The sequence below is a fragment of the Variovorax sp. LjRoot130 genome (genome assembly GCF_964253755.1).
In the GTDB taxonomy this organism is placed as follows: Bacteria; Pseudomonadota; Gammaproteobacteria; order Burkholderiales; family Burkholderiaceae_C; genus Variovorax.
Genome location: NZ_CAXURM020000001.1, coordinates 1,635,735 through 1,653,247, shown reverse-complemented (window position 1 = coordinate 1,653,247; position 17,513 = coordinate 1,635,735). Strand labels below are relative to the sequence as shown.

The 17,513-nt window shown below is 66.4% G+C and carries 17 protein-coding genes; 5 read left to right on the top strand and 12 right to left on the bottom strand.

Annotated features, from left to right (window positions below; all coding sequences use genetic code 11):
• Positions 1-72: 72 nt before the first annotated feature.
• Together ACSQ86_RS08285 and ACSQ86_RS08280 are read left to right on the top strand one after the other, a co-directional pair.
• Complete coding sequence (locus ACSQ86_RS08285) at positions 73-459, top strand: hypothetical protein (protein WP_436303282.1); 387 nt, start codon at positions 73-75, stop codon at positions 457-459.
• A gap of 48 nt (positions 460-507) precedes the next feature.
• Complete coding sequence (locus ACSQ86_RS08280; RefSeq protein WP_436303281.1) at positions 508-864, top strand: DUF1161 domain-containing protein; 357 nt, start codon at positions 508-510, stop codon at positions 862-864.
• A gap of 25 nt (positions 865-889) precedes the next feature.
• On the opposite strand, the gene ACSQ86_RS08275 is transcribed toward ACSQ86_RS08280, so the two are convergent.
• Positions 890-2,299 (bottom strand): serine hydrolase domain-containing protein, encoded by a 1,410-nt coding sequence (locus tag ACSQ86_RS08275; protein WP_436308734.1) that lies wholly within the window; start codon positions 2,297-2,299, stop codon positions 890-892.
• 204 nt (positions 2,300-2,503) lie between these two features.
• Here ACSQ86_RS08275 and ACSQ86_RS08270 point away from each other — a divergent pair, with 204 nt between their 5' ends.
• The 3 genes from ACSQ86_RS08270 (at position 2,504) to ACSQ86_RS08260 (ending at position 4,238) form a co-directional block, all read left to right on the top strand.
• A complete protein-coding gene (locus tag ACSQ86_RS08270; protein ID WP_436308733.1) occupies positions 2,504-3,463 on the top strand; it encodes a LysR family transcriptional regulator in 960 nt (319 codons plus the stop codon).
• Between the two features lie 154 nt (positions 3,464-3,617).
• Positions 3,618-3,743 (top strand): hypothetical protein, encoded by a 126-nt coding sequence (locus tag ACSQ86_RS08265; protein ID WP_436295798.1) that lies wholly within the window; start codon positions 3,618-3,620, stop codon positions 3,741-3,743.
• Between the two features lie 78 nt (positions 3,744-3,821).
• Complete coding sequence (locus tag ACSQ86_RS08260; protein ID WP_436308732.1) at positions 3,822-4,238, top strand: DUF6006 family protein; 417 nt, start codon at positions 3,822-3,824, stop codon at positions 4,236-4,238.
• 28 nt (positions 4,239-4,266) lie between these two features.
• Here ACSQ86_RS08260 and flgL read toward each other — a convergent pair whose 3' ends face one another.
• The 11 genes from flgL to flgG all read right to left on the bottom strand — a co-directional run bounded on the left by flgL (position 4,267) and on the right by flgG (position 17,501).
• Positions 4,267-5,478 carry a flagellar hook-associated protein FlgL gene (gene flgL, locus ACSQ86_RS08255; protein WP_436308731.1) on the bottom strand — a complete coding sequence of 404 codons (1,212 nt, stop codon included), beginning with the start codon at positions 5,476-5,478 and terminating at the stop codon, positions 4,267-4,269.
• A 17-nt stretch (positions 5,479-5,495) separates the two neighbouring features.
• Positions 5,496-7,454: a flagellar hook-associated protein FlgK gene (gene flgK / locus ACSQ86_RS08250; protein ID WP_436308730.1), complete on the bottom strand. Its 1,959-nt coding sequence runs from the start codon at positions 7,452-7,454 to the stop codon at positions 5,496-5,498.
• A 58-nt stretch (positions 7,455-7,512) separates the two neighbouring features.
• Entirely contained in the window at positions 7,513-9,090 is a 1,578-nt protein-coding gene (locus tag ACSQ86_RS08245; protein ID WP_436308729.1) for a methyl-accepting chemotaxis protein, read from the bottom strand.
• Positions 9,091-9,180: 90 nt separating this feature from the next.
• The gene (locus tag ACSQ86_RS08240; protein ID WP_436308728.1) at positions 9,181-10,917 is read right to left on the bottom strand and encodes a methyl-accepting chemotaxis protein; all 1,737 of its coding nucleotides are present in this window, start codon (positions 10,915-10,917) and stop codon (positions 9,181-9,183) included.
• Positions 10,918-10,920: 3 nt separating this feature from the next.
• Positions 10,921-11,406 carry a chemotaxis protein CheW gene (locus ACSQ86_RS08235; RefSeq protein ID WP_436303273.1) on the bottom strand — a complete coding sequence of 162 codons (486 nt, stop codon included), beginning with the start codon at positions 11,404-11,406 and terminating at the stop codon, positions 10,921-10,923.
• Between the two features lie 10 nt (positions 11,407-11,416).
• The gene (locus tag ACSQ86_RS08230) at positions 11,417-13,417 is read right to left on the bottom strand and encodes a methyl-accepting chemotaxis protein (protein WP_436308727.1); all 2,001 of its coding nucleotides are present in this window, start codon (positions 13,415-13,417) and stop codon (positions 11,417-11,419) included.
• 15 nt (positions 13,418-13,432) lie between these two features.
• Entirely contained in the window at positions 13,433-13,942 is a 510-nt protein-coding gene (locus tag ACSQ86_RS08225) for a chemotaxis protein CheW (protein ID WP_436303270.1), read from the bottom strand.
• Positions 13,943-13,953: 11 nt separating this feature from the next.
• Positions 13,954-14,922 (bottom strand): flagellar assembly peptidoglycan hydrolase FlgJ, encoded by a 969-nt coding sequence (gene flgJ / locus ACSQ86_RS08220; RefSeq protein WP_436308726.1) that lies wholly within the window; start codon positions 14,920-14,922, stop codon positions 13,954-13,956.
• Between the two features lies 1 nt (position 14,923).
• Complete coding sequence (locus ACSQ86_RS08215) at positions 14,924-16,033, bottom strand: flagellar basal body P-ring protein FlgI (protein ID WP_093106193.1); 1,110 nt, start codon at positions 16,031-16,033, stop codon at positions 14,924-14,926.
• 2 nt (positions 16,034-16,035) lie between these two features.
• A complete protein-coding gene (locus ACSQ86_RS08210; protein ID WP_436303266.1) occupies positions 16,036-16,719 on the bottom strand; it encodes a flagellar basal body L-ring protein FlgH in 684 nt (227 codons plus the stop codon).
• A complete protein-coding gene (flgG, locus tag ACSQ86_RS08205; RefSeq protein ID WP_093106198.1) occupies positions 16,719-17,501 on the bottom strand; it encodes a flagellar basal-body rod protein FlgG in 783 nt (260 codons plus the stop codon). Before flgG ends, ACSQ86_RS08210 begins: the two co-directional genes overlap by 1 nt.
• Positions 17,502-17,513: the final 12 nt, after the last annotated feature.

Sequence of the window (17,513 nt, the reverse complement as noted above, 5' to 3'; positions counted from 1 at the left end):
ATCGGGCATCCGTCCCACAGTCCGGCCGCCATCCTGCGGTCACATTGCAGGCTCCGTTCAAAGAGGAGCCCCATGAACACGAAACCAGCTCTGGTCAGTCTTTGGCTGATCGCACTGCTCGGCGCCAGCGCCGCGCTCGCCCAGTCGGCGCCGCCCGGCTCCGATGCCCGCACGGCGAGCGAACGCGCGGCCTGCGATGGCGTGCAGCAGGACAAGGCGGCGTGCCTTCGCGAAGCCGGTGCCGCGCGACAGGAGGCCCGGCGCAACGGCCTCACCGGCTCGAGCGCCACCGGCTACGACGCCAATGCGATGGCCCGATGCAAGCTGCAGCCCGCTGCCGACCAGGCGGACTGCGAGGCGCGCGTGCAAGGCGGCGCGGGCAGTTCTTCCGGAGGCAGCGTCATGGGCGGCGGCGTGATTCGCGAGACGGTGACTCCGGTGCCGGCGCCTTCGCGCTGATCGCTGGACGGGTCCGCCCGGGAAGACTCTCGTTGGAGGCAAGCACCGATGCCAAGACTATCTCTGGCTTTCATCGCACTGGTCTTCGCCGGTTCTGCGAGCGGCGCCAGCAACTGCGATGCCATCCTGTCCCAGATCGATACGAAGATCAGAGCCTCCGGCGTCTCTCGCTTCACGCTCACCACGGTAGACGCCGACGCAATCGTTACCGACAAGGTCGTGGGCACCTGCGATCTTGGAACGAAGAAGATCGTGTACGCGCAGGGCGATTTGCCGGCTTCGCCGCCGAATAGTGACGGATCGGCCTCCGGCGCGCGTCCCTCGCCGCCGCAGCCTCGCAGCGAGCCCATCCTGACCGAATGCAAGGACGGCTCCGTATCGGTCGGCGGGGACTGCAAGAAGTAAGCGGGACCCGGATCAACGCCCGACGCTATGCAGCCGCGGCATCGCCGGTGCGCCGACTCTTGCGGTAGCGCGGAGTGACTTCGGCCAGCATCGCCTCCTTGGACAGCAGTCTTGAGCCTCCAACCCAAAGCTCGGTCGGCGCGCCATTGGGATCGCGCACCCGGCGAATCGTCTCTCCGGGACTGTTGTAGGAAGAAGCTTTGCGGATCACCCCATGATCGTTGCCAGCGATCACGAACTCGGTGTTCGTGCCATCGAAAGGTAGATTCATCGCCGGCGCGACTTGGCACACCACCTTGCCCATGGGGACAAGATCACTGGCACCCCACATGCTCCACCAGCGTCCCTTCCAGGCCGCCTCCCGTTTGGCTGGCGCACCATGGTGTTGAAACGCCGAAAGGATGCTCGCAATCCCATCGACCCACTGGTAGGACGGGCCATCCTGTGCGTTGCAAAGAACGGTGACCGTGAAACCCGAGGCGGTAAAACGCGCCGTTCTCGAAACGAAGCCTTGCAGGCTGCCGGTGTGGCCATACCACTCCTTGGGCCCGGGCCCGCTCATCATGGTGCCGTAGCCGTAGTACGACTCCTGGGTGCTGCAGTTGTCGCGCCAGCGGCGCTGCATCATGTGGCGGCGACTCGCTGCCGACAGGATGCTCCCTTTGCTTTCCGGCGCGAGTTGCGCAAAGAACCGAGCCACATCCGAAGCCGTCGAGACGAATCCGCCTGCCGGCGCGATCGCATGGCAGACGTTGTCGCCCGGTACGATCAGGCGCTGCCCGAAGGGGAACTCGGCACTGTGCCCATTGGCCATGGGTGCTTTCTTGCGCAGCTGCGGCATGTCGGGGACGGTCTCGTGCAATCCCGCGGCGTCGATCACGTGGCGGGTGATCCAGGCCGGATATTCGCTGCCGCTGACTTCCTCGATCATCAGCCCCAACAGGCCATAGCCATGGTTGGAATACTTGAGCTGAACGCCGGGTGCGAGCGGCTGCTTTCTGGACAACTCCGCCAGCAGCTCGGCGCGGGAAAGAAATGGGCGGCGGTCCGAGAACTGTCCGCTGTCGGCGCCATCGCGAACCACACCGGCACCATGTGACAACAATTCTCCGATCCGGGCGCCCGCGAGGCCCTTGTGCAGGCCGGATACATAGCGGCCGATCGGATCGTCAAGGCCGATTTTTCCTTGTTCCCGCAGCAGCATGACACCACTCGCAGTGAAACTCTTGGAGTGCGACGCGACGCGAAAGCGATGCCTCGGGGTGAGGGATTCGCCGGTTTCCAGATCAGCGGCACCGAAGGCGAACTCCGCCACGATGTGAGGCCCCTGCGCTATGGCGACAGAGCACCCGGGCTGCCGATAGCGCTCGAGTTGAAAACTCAGCCAATCGGGCACGTAGTCCAGCGCGGCCTTGAGCCAGGCGTTCTTTCTCATGGGTGTCGCCGCTTCGTTGAAAAATGGGGCTGCGGAGTGTAGTCGCAATCCGCAATCGCATCGGAGAACGGTGACCCAATCCACGAATCGCCCGGCGAGTGCGCCCTCGGCATTTCCTGCGGCGATAGTCGCACTTGCCCTAATCTTCGGCGCTTGAAGGTGGTTCACCATCCTCTTCTCGATCTCGTGCGAGCGAGGGCGGCTATGCGCTTCAACAAGCTTGACCTGAATCTGCTGGTGGCACTGGACGCGCTTCTCACCGAGTGCAGCATCAGCCGGGCGGCAGCGCGCGTGCATCTGAGCCAGTCCGCCATGAGTAACGCGCTGGCTCGGCTGCGGGCCTATTTCGGCGACGAGTTGCTGGTGCAGGTGGGCCGCACGCTGGAGCTCACGCCCCGGGCCCAGACGATGAAGGAACCCGTGCGCGACGTGCTGATGCGCGTCGACACCGCGATCGCCGCGCAGCCGCAGTTCGATCCCTCACGCTCGGACCGCACCTTCCAGCTGCTGGTCTCCGACTACACCACGGTCACCCTGATGCCGCACCTGCTTGCGCTGGCACGCCGGCAGTCGAGCACGGTGCGCTTCCTGCTCTCGCCGCTGCCGCAACTGGACCAGCCGCAGCGCGCGCTGGGGCGCGGCGAAGCGGACCTGCTGGTGATCCCGCGCAACTATTGCTCGCCCGACCATCCGATCGAAACGCTGTTCGAGGAAGAGTACGTGTGCATGGTGTGGAACAGCAGCCGCTTCGCGCGCGCCGGCACCCTCAGCTACGAGGATTACGTGGCCGCAGACCACGTCGAGGTGCAGCCCGCCAGCATCGGCCAGCCCACGCTCGAGAGCTGGTTCATGCAGCGTCGCGGCATCGAGCGGCGCATCGAGGTCTGCACCTTCAGCTTCGTCGCGGCGCCCTTCCTGGTTCTGGGCACCGACCGGGTCGCCACAGTGCAGCGTCGCTTGGCGCGCATGGCGCAGCAATTCCTGCCGCTGACAGTGCTGCCGGTGCCCTTGCCGCTGCCTCTGATGGAGCAGTCCATGCAATGGCACAAGTACCGCACCCACGACCCGGCGCTGGTCTGGCTTCGCGGCCTTCTGCATGAGGCCGTCGTGCAGATGGAGGCGCAGCCGCAGGCGGCGGCGCCTGCTGGCGAGGCGCCTGAGTAGCCGTGCGGCCGCACCGGAGCCCGCAATCACTTCGGAGAATGGTGAACCAATCCACGAATCGCGCGGCGAGTATGGTCCATCGTTGCCAATTGGCCATGTGCAGCGCCGGCGCTCGCCCCTAGGATGACAGCGAGTCGTCCGAAAGGAGTTCGCCATGGATACAACGCACGCCAAGCTGCAACCCCGAGACCCGGTGGCAGCCCGGTTGGGGGTCTACATGACCCGGGTCGGCATCGTGATGGTCGCGGTCGTCATCGCGGTCTCGTTCCTGCGCGGGTAGCGCCTTCACGGGATTTCTCGTTCGACAGCGGCTCGGTACGCTGCCTCCAGCCTCATCGAGGCGACAAGGAGCAGCAGCATGACTTCGAACACGACTCGGCGGTCGCTCACGACCTTCTCCCGCGGCCTAGCCCTGTGCTTCGCCCTCTCCGGTCCGGCCCTCGCCAGCACGGTCGGTGGCTGGTGGGGTGGCGCCTGGAACTGCAGCATCGACGGCCGGCCGGCACGCATGACCTGGGTCCCGGTCAACGACACTCAAACCAGTTGCGACGGCGACACCTGCAGCAGCAGCGCCGGCTCGCGCTGGAAGGGAAAGTTCTCGGACAACAACTCGCGCTGGGTGGCGCTGACGCACCCCGAAAGCGACGGGCGCGGCCTGCGCTTCCGCCACGCCGACGGGAACCAGTGGTACCTGGCCAAGCCCTCGGGCAACAGGACCACAGGCTGGACGACCTGGAACCACCAGCGCTACCCGCTCTCGTGCTGGCGCAGCTGATCGGGCGCCGGCGCGAAGCCCGGCCGGCCTACAGGTAGTTGAACAGCGCGATGCTGTGCAGCCGCGCGAAAGTCTCCTGCGAGGCCTTCAGCGCGGTTTCGCGCTGCAGGTATTCGGAGATCGCGCTCGCCATGTCCAGGTCTTCTAGCTCCGACAGGTAACTCTTGTCGATCAGGCTGCGCGAGGAACCCGACGCGTTGAGCGCATCGAGTTCGTTCATGCGCGAGCCGACCGAGGAGCGGATGGTCAGCACGTTGTCGTGCGCGTTCGTGATCTTGACGTTGGCCGTGGAGAGCGCGTTCAGCAGTTCGGCCTGCGCGGCCGCACCGCCACCGGCGAGCGGCTTCTTCAGCGATGCCACGAGGTCGCCGATGGCGGCGAACACGTCGGTGCCGGCGTTTTTGGCGGTAAAGACCTGGAAGCTGTCGCCGTCGGCCGGCGTGCCGCTCATGCTGATCTGCACGCCGCCGAAGGAAATCGGCGTGTCCGCCACGAAGGGGCCGGTGGCCGCGACCACCGGCGGCGTGTCGTTGGTGGTCACCGTGTAGTTGCCGCCCGCGAAGCTGATCGTGAAGTCGCGGCCGTAGTTGGGCGACGTGGCGTCGGTCACGCCGACCGCGCCGAACACGCCCGAGCCGGTGTTGGCGACATTCGCCGTGGTCACGTAGCCCGCGCCGCCCTGCACCGACTGGAACACGCTGCGTCCGTCGTCGGTGGCCGACATCTGGCGCGACACGTCGATCTGCATCAGACGCTGGCCCTGGTCGCCCATGTACTGCACGCCGCCCCCGGCCTGCGCCACGAAGGGCGGGTTGGCGCTCTTGAAGCCGGCGAACAGGAACTGGCCGTTGCCGTCGTCGGCGTTGGCCACGTTCACCAGCTGGTCGAGATTGCTCTGGATGGTGGTGGCGAGCGATTCGCGGTCGGCGTCCGACAGCGTGCCGTTGCCGGCCTGCACCGTGAGCGTCTTGATGTTCTGCAGGATGGTGGTGGCCGATTGCAGCGCGGCCTCTTCGTGCGAGAGCGAGAGCACCGCGCGGCTGCGGCTGGCGGCGTACTGCGAGCTCTCCGCGATCGACTGGGAGACGACCAGCGAACGCGCCGCGCCCACCGGATCGTCCGCCGGCGTCAGAAACTTGGATTCCGAAGACAGTTGCTGCTGGATCCGGAACAGCTGCTGCTGCTGCGAGCCGATCCCTTTCAGGCTCTGTGCGTAGAAGGTCTGGGTGCTGATGCGCATGACGATTCCCGATGTTCTTAGTTGCTGATGCCGAGGATCGAGTCGAACATCGTCGACGCGGTCTCGATCACCTTGGCGTTGGCCTGGTACATCTCCTGGAACATCAGCAGATTGGCGGTTTCCTCGTCCTGGTTCACGCCGGAGATCGAATCGCGGGTGGCGCGGATCTGGTCCGTCACGCTGGTCTGCGTGGTCTCGGCCACGCGAATCTCCATCGTGCGGTTGCCCACCGAGCTCACCAGCTGCGCGTAGGCACTGTTGAAGGTCGAGCTGCCGCCGCCCATGGTGTTCTTCTTCTGCAGCGCCGTCAGCAGCAGCGCATTGCTGCCGTCCGACACGCCGCCCACGTTCTTCTTGATCGTGAAGGTATCGCCCTGGGCCGGCGCGCCGGTCATGCTGAGCTTGATGCCGTCGAAGCTGATCGAGGCACCTGCCGTGTAGGGCACGGGCGTGCCGGCCGCGTAGCTGGTCGAGGTGCCGTCGGCGAGCGTCACGGTGACGGCCGAGGTCGCCGGAAAGCCCGACAGCGTGTTGGTCCCGGCGTCGTAGGCGAGCGTGACCGTTGCCGCCAGCGGCGTGGCCAGGTAGCCGGCATCGACGGTGGCGGCGCTCAGCGCGCCGCTGCCCTGGTTGCCGCTGGTGTTGCCGGTGACCAGCGGCGAGGCCGCGGCCACCTTGGCCGGGTCGAGCACCAGCACTTCGAGATCGCGCGCGCCGGTGCGCGTCGGCTGGACCAGGAAGGTGTCGCCCGCCTGGGCCGTGCCGCTGGCATCGGTCAAGCTCACGCCGTCGAAGTCGATCGGGAAGGTGGTGAAGTCGCCGATGGGCTGCTTGTCCGAAAGGCGCGTCACCGAATAGGTGAGCGTGCCCGCCACGTCCTTCACTTCCACCGAATAGTCGCTGGTCGTGAGCTGCGAGGTGTCGGTCACGCTGGCGTCGAGCACCATGGTGCCGGTGTTGCGCGCATTCGAGAACACGCCGGCCTGGGCCTCGGAGAAGAAGTCGGAGCCCAGCACGCCGTTCAGGTCGACGCCCAGCTTGTGCTGGTCGTTGAAGCTGCTGCCGAGCGCCATGGCGAGGCGGCCGATCGCGTTCTGCGTGGTGCTCAGCGTCTCGGCGCGGAAGGCCATCAGCCCGCCCAGCGTGCCGCCGGTGAAGATGTTGTCCTTGAGCTCGGACGCGGTGCCGTTCAGCCCGACCAGCGCCATCGCCTTGCGCGTGGGATCGGCCGCCGAGTCGACGGCCTTCATCGTTGCGGCCCGGTCGCCCAGCACCAGCGTCTGGCCATTGCCGATGAAGACGTTGTACTTGCCGCCGTCCTGCTCCAGCACCTTCACGTCCACGATCTTGCCGAGCTCGGCCACCAGATGGTCACGCTGGTCCATCAGGTCGTTCGGCGGCTGGCCGCCGGCCATCGCCTGGAGCTGGCCGATCTGCTGGTTGAGGCTCGCGATCTGCGTCGCGTAGGTGTTGATCTGCTCGGCGCTGCCCACGATCTGGTCGTTGACGGAGGTGTTGAGGTCGGTGAGGTACTGGTCGGTGGCGCGGAACTTGTTGGCCAGGGCCTGCGCCGCGCTGATGAGCTGCTGGCGCGCGGCCGGGTCGGCCGGCGTGTTGGCCACGCCCTGCATGCCGGCGAAGAAGCTCTGCATCAGGGGCGTGAGGCCCGAGGTCTTGTCGGCGAGCAGCGAGTCGATGCGGCTGATCTGCGAGTTGTAGCTCGCGAGCGCCGCGCCCGTGGCCTCGGCGCCGTTGAGCTGGGCGGTGAGGTAGCGGTCGTAGCTGCGCGCCACGGTCGTGACGCGGGCGCCGGTGCCCATGAAGCCGGCGCCGGTCGAGATCGCGCCGTTGGTGGCGACGATCGAGGTCTGGCGGCTGTAGCCGGCGGTGTACACGTTGGCCGTGTTGTGCGCCGTGGTCATGAGCGCGCTGCGCGCCACGGCCAGGCCGCTCAGGCCCGTATGGAACATCGACATTTGGCTTTACCTGTAAGTACGTTTGCTTGTTTGTTTATCGGCAGCGCGGGCGAAACATTCAGTCCGCGAGCCTGAACACGCTGACTGCTTCCACTAGGTTGCCGGCCTGCTCCTGCATCGATTGCGCCGCAGCCGCGGCCTCCTCGACCAGCGCCGCGTTCTGCTGCGTCACCTGGTCCATCTGCGTGATCGCCTGGTTGATCTGCTCGATGCCCTGGGTCTGCTCGTGGCTCGCCGCCGTGATCTCGCCGATGATGTCGGTCACCCGCTTCACGCTGCCCACGATCTCTTCCATGGTCTTGCCGGCTTCGCCCACCAGCGTGCTGCCCGCGTTCACCTTGCCGACCGAATCGTCGATCAGGCCCTTGATTTCCTTGGCCGCGGCGGCCGAGCGCTGCGCCAGGTTGCGCACTTCGGAAGCCACCACCGCAAAGCCTCGGCCCTGCTCGCCGGCACGCGCGGCTTCGACCGCTGCGTTCAAGGCCAGGATGTTGGTCTGGAAGGCAATGCCGTCGATCACGCCGATGATGTCGACGATCTTCTTGGACGAGGCATTGATCGAGGCCATGGTGTGGACCACCTGGCTGACCACATCGCCGCCCTTGACCGCCACTTCGGAGGCCGAGAGCGCCAGCTGATTGGCTTGGCGCGCGTTGTCGGCGTTCTGCTTCACCGTGCTGGTGAGTTCTTCCATCGACGCCGCGGTCTGCTCCAGCGAGCTGGCTTGCTCCTCGGTGCGCGAAGAAAGATCCTGGTTGCCCGAAGCAATCTGGCCCGAGGCCGTCGCGATGGCGTCGGTCGACAGCTTGATCCTGCCGACCACATGGGTCAGCTGGTCCTGCATCTGCTTGATCGAATGCAGCACGCTGCCGTCGTCGGCCGAGCGCGCCTCGACACCCACCGTCAGATCGCCGCCGGCGATGCGGCCGACCACATCCGCCGCGTAGCCGGGTTCGCCGCCCAGCTGGCGCGCCAGCAGGCGGGCCACCACGACGCCCAACCCCACGCTCGCGAGGATGCCGATCAGGGCCATCGCCAGCATCAGCAAGCGCGAGGTCTTGTAGGTCTGGCCGGCATGGTCCATGCTCGCCTTGGCCTGCATGTCGCTGTGCGCCACCATCGTCTCGAGCACTTCCTCGAGCGCGCGCGAATCCTTCAGCAGCTGCGCGCTGTCCTCGGCCACGCGGCCGTCGAACTGCGAGCTGTCCAGCGATTGTGCGCTGAGCAGCGTGACGAAATCGCCCATGCGCTTCTTCAGCGTCGGCAGCAGGGCCTCGTACTGCTCGTTGAGCTTGCGGCCCTCATCGCTTTCGAGCAGCACGGGCTTGACCTCGGTCATCCGCGCTTCGAGTCCGGCGCCGGCCTTCTTGAGTTCCGCGATGCCGGCATTGCGCTCGCCCTTGGTGGAGGCCGACAGCAGGCCCATCTGAGCCCGGCTCGCATAGAGCAGGTGGATATTGGCGGCCTGCGCCGCCTTCAGCGTCTGCAGCTCGTGGTTGTAGAGCCTCTCGGTCGAGGCGCTGATGCGCCCCATTTGAAAGATGCCGAGCGCACTGACGACGGCGCCGATGGCGGCGACGATCAGAAAGCTGAGGATCAGCTTGACGGTGACACGAAGCTCCTGGAACCACTGCATTTTTTTCTTCCTGCGAAGGCCGTCGATAGAGGCCCGGTTATGAGAGATATCGGCAGTCCGGCCCGAAACTTGAGGGCCGGGACTTCTTCTTCAGAACTCCGTCCACTCGCCCGAGGCCGTGTGGCCCACGGCAAGCTGCGGCGCGCGCCGGTGCGCCACCGCCTTGCGCGGGGCGGCGGTCGGCTTGGCCGGCGCCTTCAGCGCCGGCGCCACGCGCTTCGGCGGCAATGTCGGCCGGCTGCGGGCCTGGACCTGCGCGAGCACCACGGCCGCTTCTTCCTGGCTCAGCTTGAAGATGCTGACGGTCTGCGAGAGGCTGCCGGCCTGCTCCTGCAGCGACTGCGCCGCAGCCGTAGCCTCTTCCACCAGCGCCGCGTTCTGCTGCGTCACCTGGTCCATCTGCGTGATCGCCTGGTTGATCTGCTCGATGCCCTGGGTCTGCTCGTGGCTCGCCGCCGTGATCTCGCCCATGATGTCGGTCACCCGCTTCACGCTGTCGACGATCTCGTCCATCGTGCGGCCCGCTTCGGCCACCTGCTTGCTGCCCTCCTCGACCTTCTCCACCGAGTCGCCGATCAGCGTCTTGATTTCCTTGGCCGCGGCGGCCGAGCGTTGCGCGAGGTTGCGCACTTCGGAAGCCACCACCGCAAAGCCACGGCCTTGCTCGCCGGCACGCGCGGCTTCGACCGCTGCGTTCAAGGCCAGGATGTTGGTCTGGAAGGCAATGCCGTCGATCACGCCGATGATGTCGACGATCTTCCTGGACGAGGCGTTGATCGAGCCCATGGTGTCGACCACCTGGCTGACGACGCTGCCGCCCTTCACGGCCACCGCGGAGGCCGAGACGGCCAGTTGATTTGCCTGCCGCGCGTTGTCCGCGTTCTGCTTCACCGTGCTGGTGAGCTCTTCCATCGAGGCGGCCGTCTGCTCCAGCGAGCTCGCCTGCTCCTCGGTGCGCGAGGACAAGTCGTGATTGCCCGCCGCGATCTGGCCCGAGGCCGTGGCAATGGTGTCGGTGCCGGAACGCACTTCGCCCACCACCTTGGCCAGGCTTTCGTTCATGTTCTTCAGCGCATGCATCAGCTGGCCCGTCTCGTCGCGCGAGTCGACTTCGATGCGCGATGTGAGGTCGCCGCTGGCCACGGTCTCCGCCACCTGGACGGCACGGTCGATGGGCCGGGTGATGCTGCGGGCGATCAGGAAGGCGCAGACCCCGCCCAGCAACAGCGTGAGCGCAGTGAGCGCAATGCGGAGATTGAAGCTCTGCGCGTTCGCCTCGTCGATCGCGCGGCTCATGTCGTCGATCGCCTTGCGCTCCAGCGCCAGTAGTTCGAGCACGCGGCTTTCATAAGCCTTGGCGGCCGGCTGGAAGGTGTCCTTGAAGACGGTCTCCGTCTCCGCCGCGTTGCCGCCCGCCTTCGCCTTCTGCACCGCCTCCTTGGCCGCCTGGTACTTGGCTCGCAACTCGACAATGGACTTGAAGGTCGACTTCTCGAGATCGGTCACCAGCAGGGCCTCGACCTTGGTCATGGTCTCCCCGCCCTTCTTGACGCTGTCGGAGATGACATCGGCAAAAGTGGCGGGAAGCGTTTCGTCGGTGGTCCTGGCGATCATCGCCGTGCGCGCGATGGCCGAGTAGGTCAGCACGTACCAATCCGAGATGAGCCGTTCCTTCGCGAGCGGACTCTGCATCATCTGGCGGGTGGCCTCGGCGTTGCTGCTGGCGCTCATCAGGGCAAAGACGGCCGAGGCCAGGGTCAGGGCCAGGACCAGGCCGAAGCCGATGGCCAGGCGCGTTCCGATGCGTACGTTGGAGAGGAGGTTCATGGTTCAGGCCGCCATCTTTTCAATGAGGCCCATCTCTTCGCTCGACATCAGCCGGTCGATGTCCACCAGGATCAGCATCCGCTCCTCCAGCGTCCCCAGCCCGATCAGGTAGTCCGTGTCCAGCACCGAGCCCATCTCCGGCGCAGGCTTGATCTGCTCTGGCGACAGCGTGATCACGTCCGACACGCTGTCCACCACCATCCCCACCACGCGCCCGCTGATGTTCAGCACGATCACCACCGTGAACTGGTCGTAGCTCGGCGTGCCCAGCTTGAACTTGATGCGCATGTCGATGATCGGAACGATGATCCCGCGCAGGTTCACCACGCCCTTGATGTACTCCGGCGCGTTCGCAATGCGCGTCACCGCGTCGTAGCCGCGCAGCTCCTGCACCTTCTGGATGTCGATGCCGTATTCCTCCTCGCCCAGCGTGAAGGAAAGGAATTCCAGCGGCTTCGCGGCCTGCTTCGATGTGTCTGTTGCGTTCATCTGCGTCTCTTCATGAGGTTTGAAACTTGGGGAGAGCGGGCCGGGTGCCGGCATCCAGCCTGAACACGTTGACCGCTTCCACGAGGTTGCCGGCCTGCTCCTGCATCGATTGCGCCGCAGCAGCCGCCTCTTCCACCAGCGCCGCGTTCTGCTGCGTCACCTGGTCCATCTGCGTGATCGCCTGGTTGATCTGCTCGATGCCCTGGGTCTGCTCGTGGCTCGCCGCCGTGATCTCGCCGATGATGTCGGTCACCCGCTTCACGCTGCCCACGATCTCTTCCATGGTCTTGCCGGCTTCGCCCACCAGCGTGCTGCCCGCGTTCACCTTGCCGACCGAATCGTCGATCAGGCCCTTGATTTCCTTGGCGGCTGCGGCCGAGCGCTGCGCCAGGTTGCGCACTTCGGAAGCCACCACCGCAAAGCCTCTGCCCTGCTCGCCGGCTCGCGCGGCTTCGACCGCTGCGTTCAAGGCCAGGATGTTGGTCTGGAAGGCAATGCCGTCGATCACGCCGATGATGTCGACGATCTTCTTGGACGAGGCATTGATCGAGGCCATGGTGTCGACCACCTGGTTGACCACATCGCCGCCCTTGACCGCCACTTCGGAGGCAGAGAGCGCCAGCTGATTGGCCTGGCGCGCGTTGTCGGCGTTCTGCTTCACCGTGCTGGTGAGTTCTTCCATCGAAGCCGCGGTCTGCTCCAGCGAGCTCGCCTGCTCTTCGGTGCGAGACGAGAGATTCTGATTGCCGGCAGAGATCTGGCTGGATGCAGTCGCGATCGCATCGGTGCCCTCGCGCACGCCGCTCACCACGCGCGCCAGGCCGTCCCGCATGGATTCGACGGACCGGGTGATGACGCCCATCTCGTCGCGGCGATCCGATGCCAGCTGCCGCGACAGGTCGCCTCCGCCGATGGCTTGCACATGTTCGCTCAGCAGGCTCAGGGGACGCACCGTGCGGCGAATGAAGACGACCAGGGTGGTGCCCAGCAGCACGGCGGCCAGGGCAATGGCCCCGACGAGCCAGGCCATCTGGCGGTACAGCTCGGCCATCACCTCCGAGGCGGGAACCTCGGCCACCGCCAGCCAGCCGTTCGCTTCGCTCTTGGCCGCGGAGGCATAGCGCCGTCCTTCGATCGCCTGCCCCAGCACGGCAGGCGCGTTGTCGATCCATGTGCCGTCGCCGCTGCCCAGGCGCGCGAGCCAGTCCGCCGCGTCGACGCCCGGAGGAAGAACTTCGGCCAGCTTCTTGCCGGCAGTCGTCGGGTGGAACACCAGCGTCGCCGCCGCGGGACCGCCGCTCGGATTGACGACGTAGAGCCCGCCGCTTTCGAAGATGCGGGTCTTGTTCACCGCTTCGCCGAAGGACGCCTGCTGCCGCGAAATGTCCAGGCCGATGTAGAGCACGGCGACGACCTGGCCGGCAGCATCGCGCACCGGTTCATAGACCGTCATGTAGGGACGGCCGAACAGGATGACGCGCCCGACGAACTTCTTGCCGGCGCGCAGCACCGGATAGGCGCCGCTCTTGCGGTCGAGCAGGGTCCCGATGGCCCGTTCGCCGTTCTCCTTCTTGACCGAGGTGGTGATCCGCCGGAAGTCCTCGCCCTGCACCACGAACACGGTGGCGTTGGCGCCGGGAAAGTCGCGCGCGAAGGCATCCACTTCGGCGGTGGAGCTGCCGTCGAGCGCAACGCCGTGGTTCGTCAACCTGCCCTGCGCGGCGTCCTCGAGGACGAAGGTGGCCGCAAACTGGCGCCGGAACACGCCGTAGGCGTTCTCCGCGTTCAGCTGCATGGTCTGGTCGAAGATGTCCAGTGACCGGGCAATGGCTTCGGCCTTCGCATTCGCGTACTGCGCGGCGCTGCGCTGCTGCTGCGCAGAGGCCAGCGCATAGAAGACCGCCAGGATGAGCACCGTGAGTGCCAGCATGGCCACGCCGGCCCGGATGGTCAGGATGCGCGCCAGCGAAACAAAGGAAGGCGCTCGCCTCGACGGATTCGTTGCTTTCATGTGGGGGCCCTTGGCTCAAGCGGCCATCTTTTCAATGAGGCCCATCTCTTCGCTCGACATCAGCCGGTCGATGTCCACCAGGATCAGCATCCGCTCCTCCAGCGTCCCCAGCCCGATCAGGTAGTCCGTGTCCAGCACCGAGCCCATCTCCGGCGCAGGCTTGATCTGCTCTGGCGACAGCGTGATCACGTCCGACACGCTGTCCACCACCATCCCCACCACGCGCCCGCTGATGTTCAGCACGATCACCACCGTGAACTGGTCGTAGCTCGGCGTGCCCAGCTTGAACTTGATGCGCATGTCGATGATCGGAACGATGATCCCGCGCAGATTCACCACCCCCTTGATGTACTCCGGCGCGTTCGCAATGCGCGTCACCGCGTCGTAGCCGCGCAGCTCCTGCACCTTCTGGATGTCGATGCCGTATTCCTCCTCGCCCAGCGTGAAGGTGACCACCTCGAGGCGTTTGGCGTTGGCGAGAACGGGGGCGCTCGCGTGCTGATGAAGGCTGGTGATCTCTGCCATGGTCGTGGGTCCTATGTGAATTTCTGCATGATCCGAACGAGCTTCTGCCCGTACTGCGGATCGGTCGCGTAGCCCGCCTTCTGCAGGCCGTGCGCGGCCTCGGCCGGGTCGTCGGTGGCCAGCACGTTGGCGTAGCGCGGATTGCGGGTGATGAACTTCGCGTAGTCGGTGAAGGCTTCGTCGTAGGAACCGTAGGCCCTGAACCTGGCGCGCACTTTCTGCGGCTCGCCGTCGACGTATTCGGTGGTGGTGGTTTCCACCACCGGGCCCTTCCAGCCACGGTCGGCCTTGATGCCGAACAGGTTGAAGCTCTGCGTGCCGTCGTCGGCGCGGATCTCGCGCTTGCCCCAGCCCGATTCGAGCGCGGCCTGCGCCAGGATCAGGGGCGCGGGCACGCCGCTGGCCTCGCTCGCGGCCTGGGCGGAGCCGCCCATGCTCTTCACGAAGCTGTCGACGTGGCCTTGCAGCGAAGCCGCCGCGGCCGGCGAAGGACGCTCGCCGTTGTTCTGGTAGACGCTCAGGTCCACCGGCATCGAGCGCCGGGTGGCCGGTGCGCCCTCCGGCGGCGAGGAGCCGAGCGGAATGCCGGCCTGCGGCTTCAACGGGAAGCCCGACGGCCCGTCGAGCGACATGGCCCCGGCTTCGCCGTCGGCCGCGCCCGAGGCCGCGCTGCGGCTCAGCTGCGCCAGCATCGCTTCGGCCAGCCCCACGCCGCGCCCCGAGAGGTTCTGCGAGAGCTGCTGGTCGAGCATGGACATGTAGACCTTCTCGTTCCGGCTCTCGAGCAGGCCGCTGGACGGCGTGGCCTCGCGCATGCTCTTCAGCACCATGTTCATGAACAGGGCTTCGAACTGCCGCGACACCTGCTTCAAGCCCTCTTCGGGCGATGCGCGCACGGTGCGCCGCAGCCCATCGACGCCCTGCACGTCCAGCGCAAAGCGCTGGTCCAGCGCACCGCTTCGGTTGTCGATCATCGACATGTCAGATGATTTCCAGTTCGGCGCGGAGGGCACCGGCCGTCTTCATGGCCTGCAGGATCGACACCAGGTCCTGCGGATTGGCGCCCAGGCTGTTGAGTCCCTTGATCACATCCGAGAGCGATGCCCCGCCGCGCACCATCTGCAGCGCGCCGCCGCCTTGGGCGATCGAGATCTGCGAGGTCTGCGTGGCCACCGTGCTGCCGCCCGAGAAGGGGCCGGGCTGGCTGATCACCGGCTCCGTGTTGATGACCACCGAGAGATTGCCGTGCGCCACCGCGCAGTCGTTGACGCGCACCGCCTGGTTCATGACCACCGAGCCGGTGCGCGCATTGATCACCACGCGCGCCACCGCCTGGGTGGGCGTGACTTCGAGCCCTTCGAGGCGCGCGAGGAAGCCGACGCGCTCCTGCGGCTCGGGTGCGCGCACGCGGATCACGCGCGCGTCCATCGCGTCGGCGGTGCCGGGGCCGAACTGGCGATTGATGGCCTCGACCGCACGCTGCGCGGTGCCGAAGTCGGAGCGGTTGAGCTCCAGCGTGAACATGCCTTCGCCGCCGACCGGCGCCTCGACGCTGCGCTCGACCAGCGCGCCGCCGGGAATGCGGCCCGAGCCGAGCTGGTTGATCTGCACCTTGCTGCCGCTGGCAGAGGCGCCCGCGCCGCCCACCACCATGTTGCCCTGCGCGATGGCATAGGTCGCGCCGTCGACGCCCTTGAGCGGCGTCATCAGCAAGGTGCCGCCGCGAAGGCTCTTGGCATTGCCCATCGAGGACACCGTCACGTCGATGTTCTGGCCGGGCCGCGCGAAGGAAGGCAGCGTGGCCGTGACCATCACGGCCGCCACGTTCTTGAGCTGCATGTTGACGCCGGCCGGAATGGTGATGCCGAGCTGCTGCAGCATGTTGTTCAGGCTCTGCGTGGTGAACGGCGTCTGCATGGTCTGGTCGCCGGTGCCGTCGAGGCCCACCATCAGGCCGTAGCCGATCAGCGGGTTGTCGCGCACGCCCTGGATGCTGGCCAGTTCCTTGAGCCGCTCGGCCTGTGCCGGAGACGACAACGCGACGGCGCACAAGGCCGAGAAGATGCAGCGCCGGAGAAATTTGAAGTTCATGATCAGAACGGCATCACATTGAGGAAGAAGCGCTGCATCCAGCCCATGTGCTGGGCTTCGTCGATGTAGCCCTTGGCCGTGTATTCGATGCGCGCATCGGCCACCAGGGTCGAGGGCACGGTGTTGCTGCCGGAGACGGTGCGCGGGTTCACCACGCCCGAGAAGCGGATGTATTCGGTGCCCTGATTGATGCCCATCTGCTTCTCGCCGGAAACCAGCAGGTTGCCGTTGGGCATGACGTCGACCACGGTCACGGTGATCACGCCGTTGAAGGTGTTGTTGGCGTTGGCGCCGCCCTTGGCATTGAGGATGTTGTTGCCGGAGAGCTTCGCGTCCTGCTCGTCCAGCAGACCGCCCAGCAGCTTCGGGATGGTCGGGAAGGCAGCCGTCAGGCTGCCGCTGCGGCTGGCGTTGGCGCCCGAGTTCTTGCTGGCGTTGACCTTCTCGCTGATCACGATGGTCAGGATGTCGCCGACATTGCGCGGACGGCGGTCCTCGAACAGCGCATTGGCGCCGGGCCCGTCGCGGAAGATCGCGCCGTTGGCGCGCGGCGCCGGCAGCGCCGCGTAGGTGTTGGCGCGCGCCGTCATCGGCTGGTGCACCAGCGGCTCGCGCGGGATCTGCGCGCAGCCGGTGGCGAGCACCAGCGTGCAGACGGCAAGACGATGAAGACGCGCGCTCTGCATCACAGTTGCGCGAGGCGCTGCAGCATCTGGTCGGAGGTTTGCACGGCCTTGCTGTTGATTTCGTAAGCGCGCTGGGTCGCGATCATGTTGACCAGCTCCTCCACCACGTTGACGTTCGATGCCTCGACGTAGCCCTGGCTCAGGATGCCGGCACCTTCGAGGCCCGGGTTCAGCTGGTTGGGCGCGCCGGAGGAATCGGTCTCCGCATAGAGGTTCTCGCCCATGCTCTGCAGGCCGGCCGGATTCAGGAAGGTGGCCAGCTGCAGCTGGCCGACCTGCACCGTGGCGGTGCTGCCGGCCTGCGTGACCGAGACCATGCCGTCGCGGCCGATGGTCATGCTGGTGGCGTTCTGCGGAATGGTGATGGCCGGCTGCACCGGGAAGCCGCTGGCCGTGACGAGCTGGCCGTCGCGGTCGGTCTGGAAGGAGCCGTCGCGCGTGTACGAGGTGGTGCCGTCGGGCATCAGCACCTGGAAGAAGCCGGCGCCGTTGATCGCGACATCCTTCGGGTTGTCGGTCTTGGTCATGTTGCCCTGCGCATGGATGCGCTCGGTGGCGACCACGTGCACGCCGGTGCCGACCTGCAGGCCCGAAGGCAGCCGCGTCTGGTCCGAGGTCTGGCCGCCGACCTGGCGCAGGTTCTGGTACATCAGGTCCTCGAACACGGCGCGGCTGCGCTTGAAGCCGGTGGTGCCGACGTTGGCGAGGTTGTTCGACACCACGTCGAGCTGGGTTTGCTGGGCGTCGAGGCCGGTCTTGGCGATGTAGAGCGAGCGCATCATGGGAGAAATTCC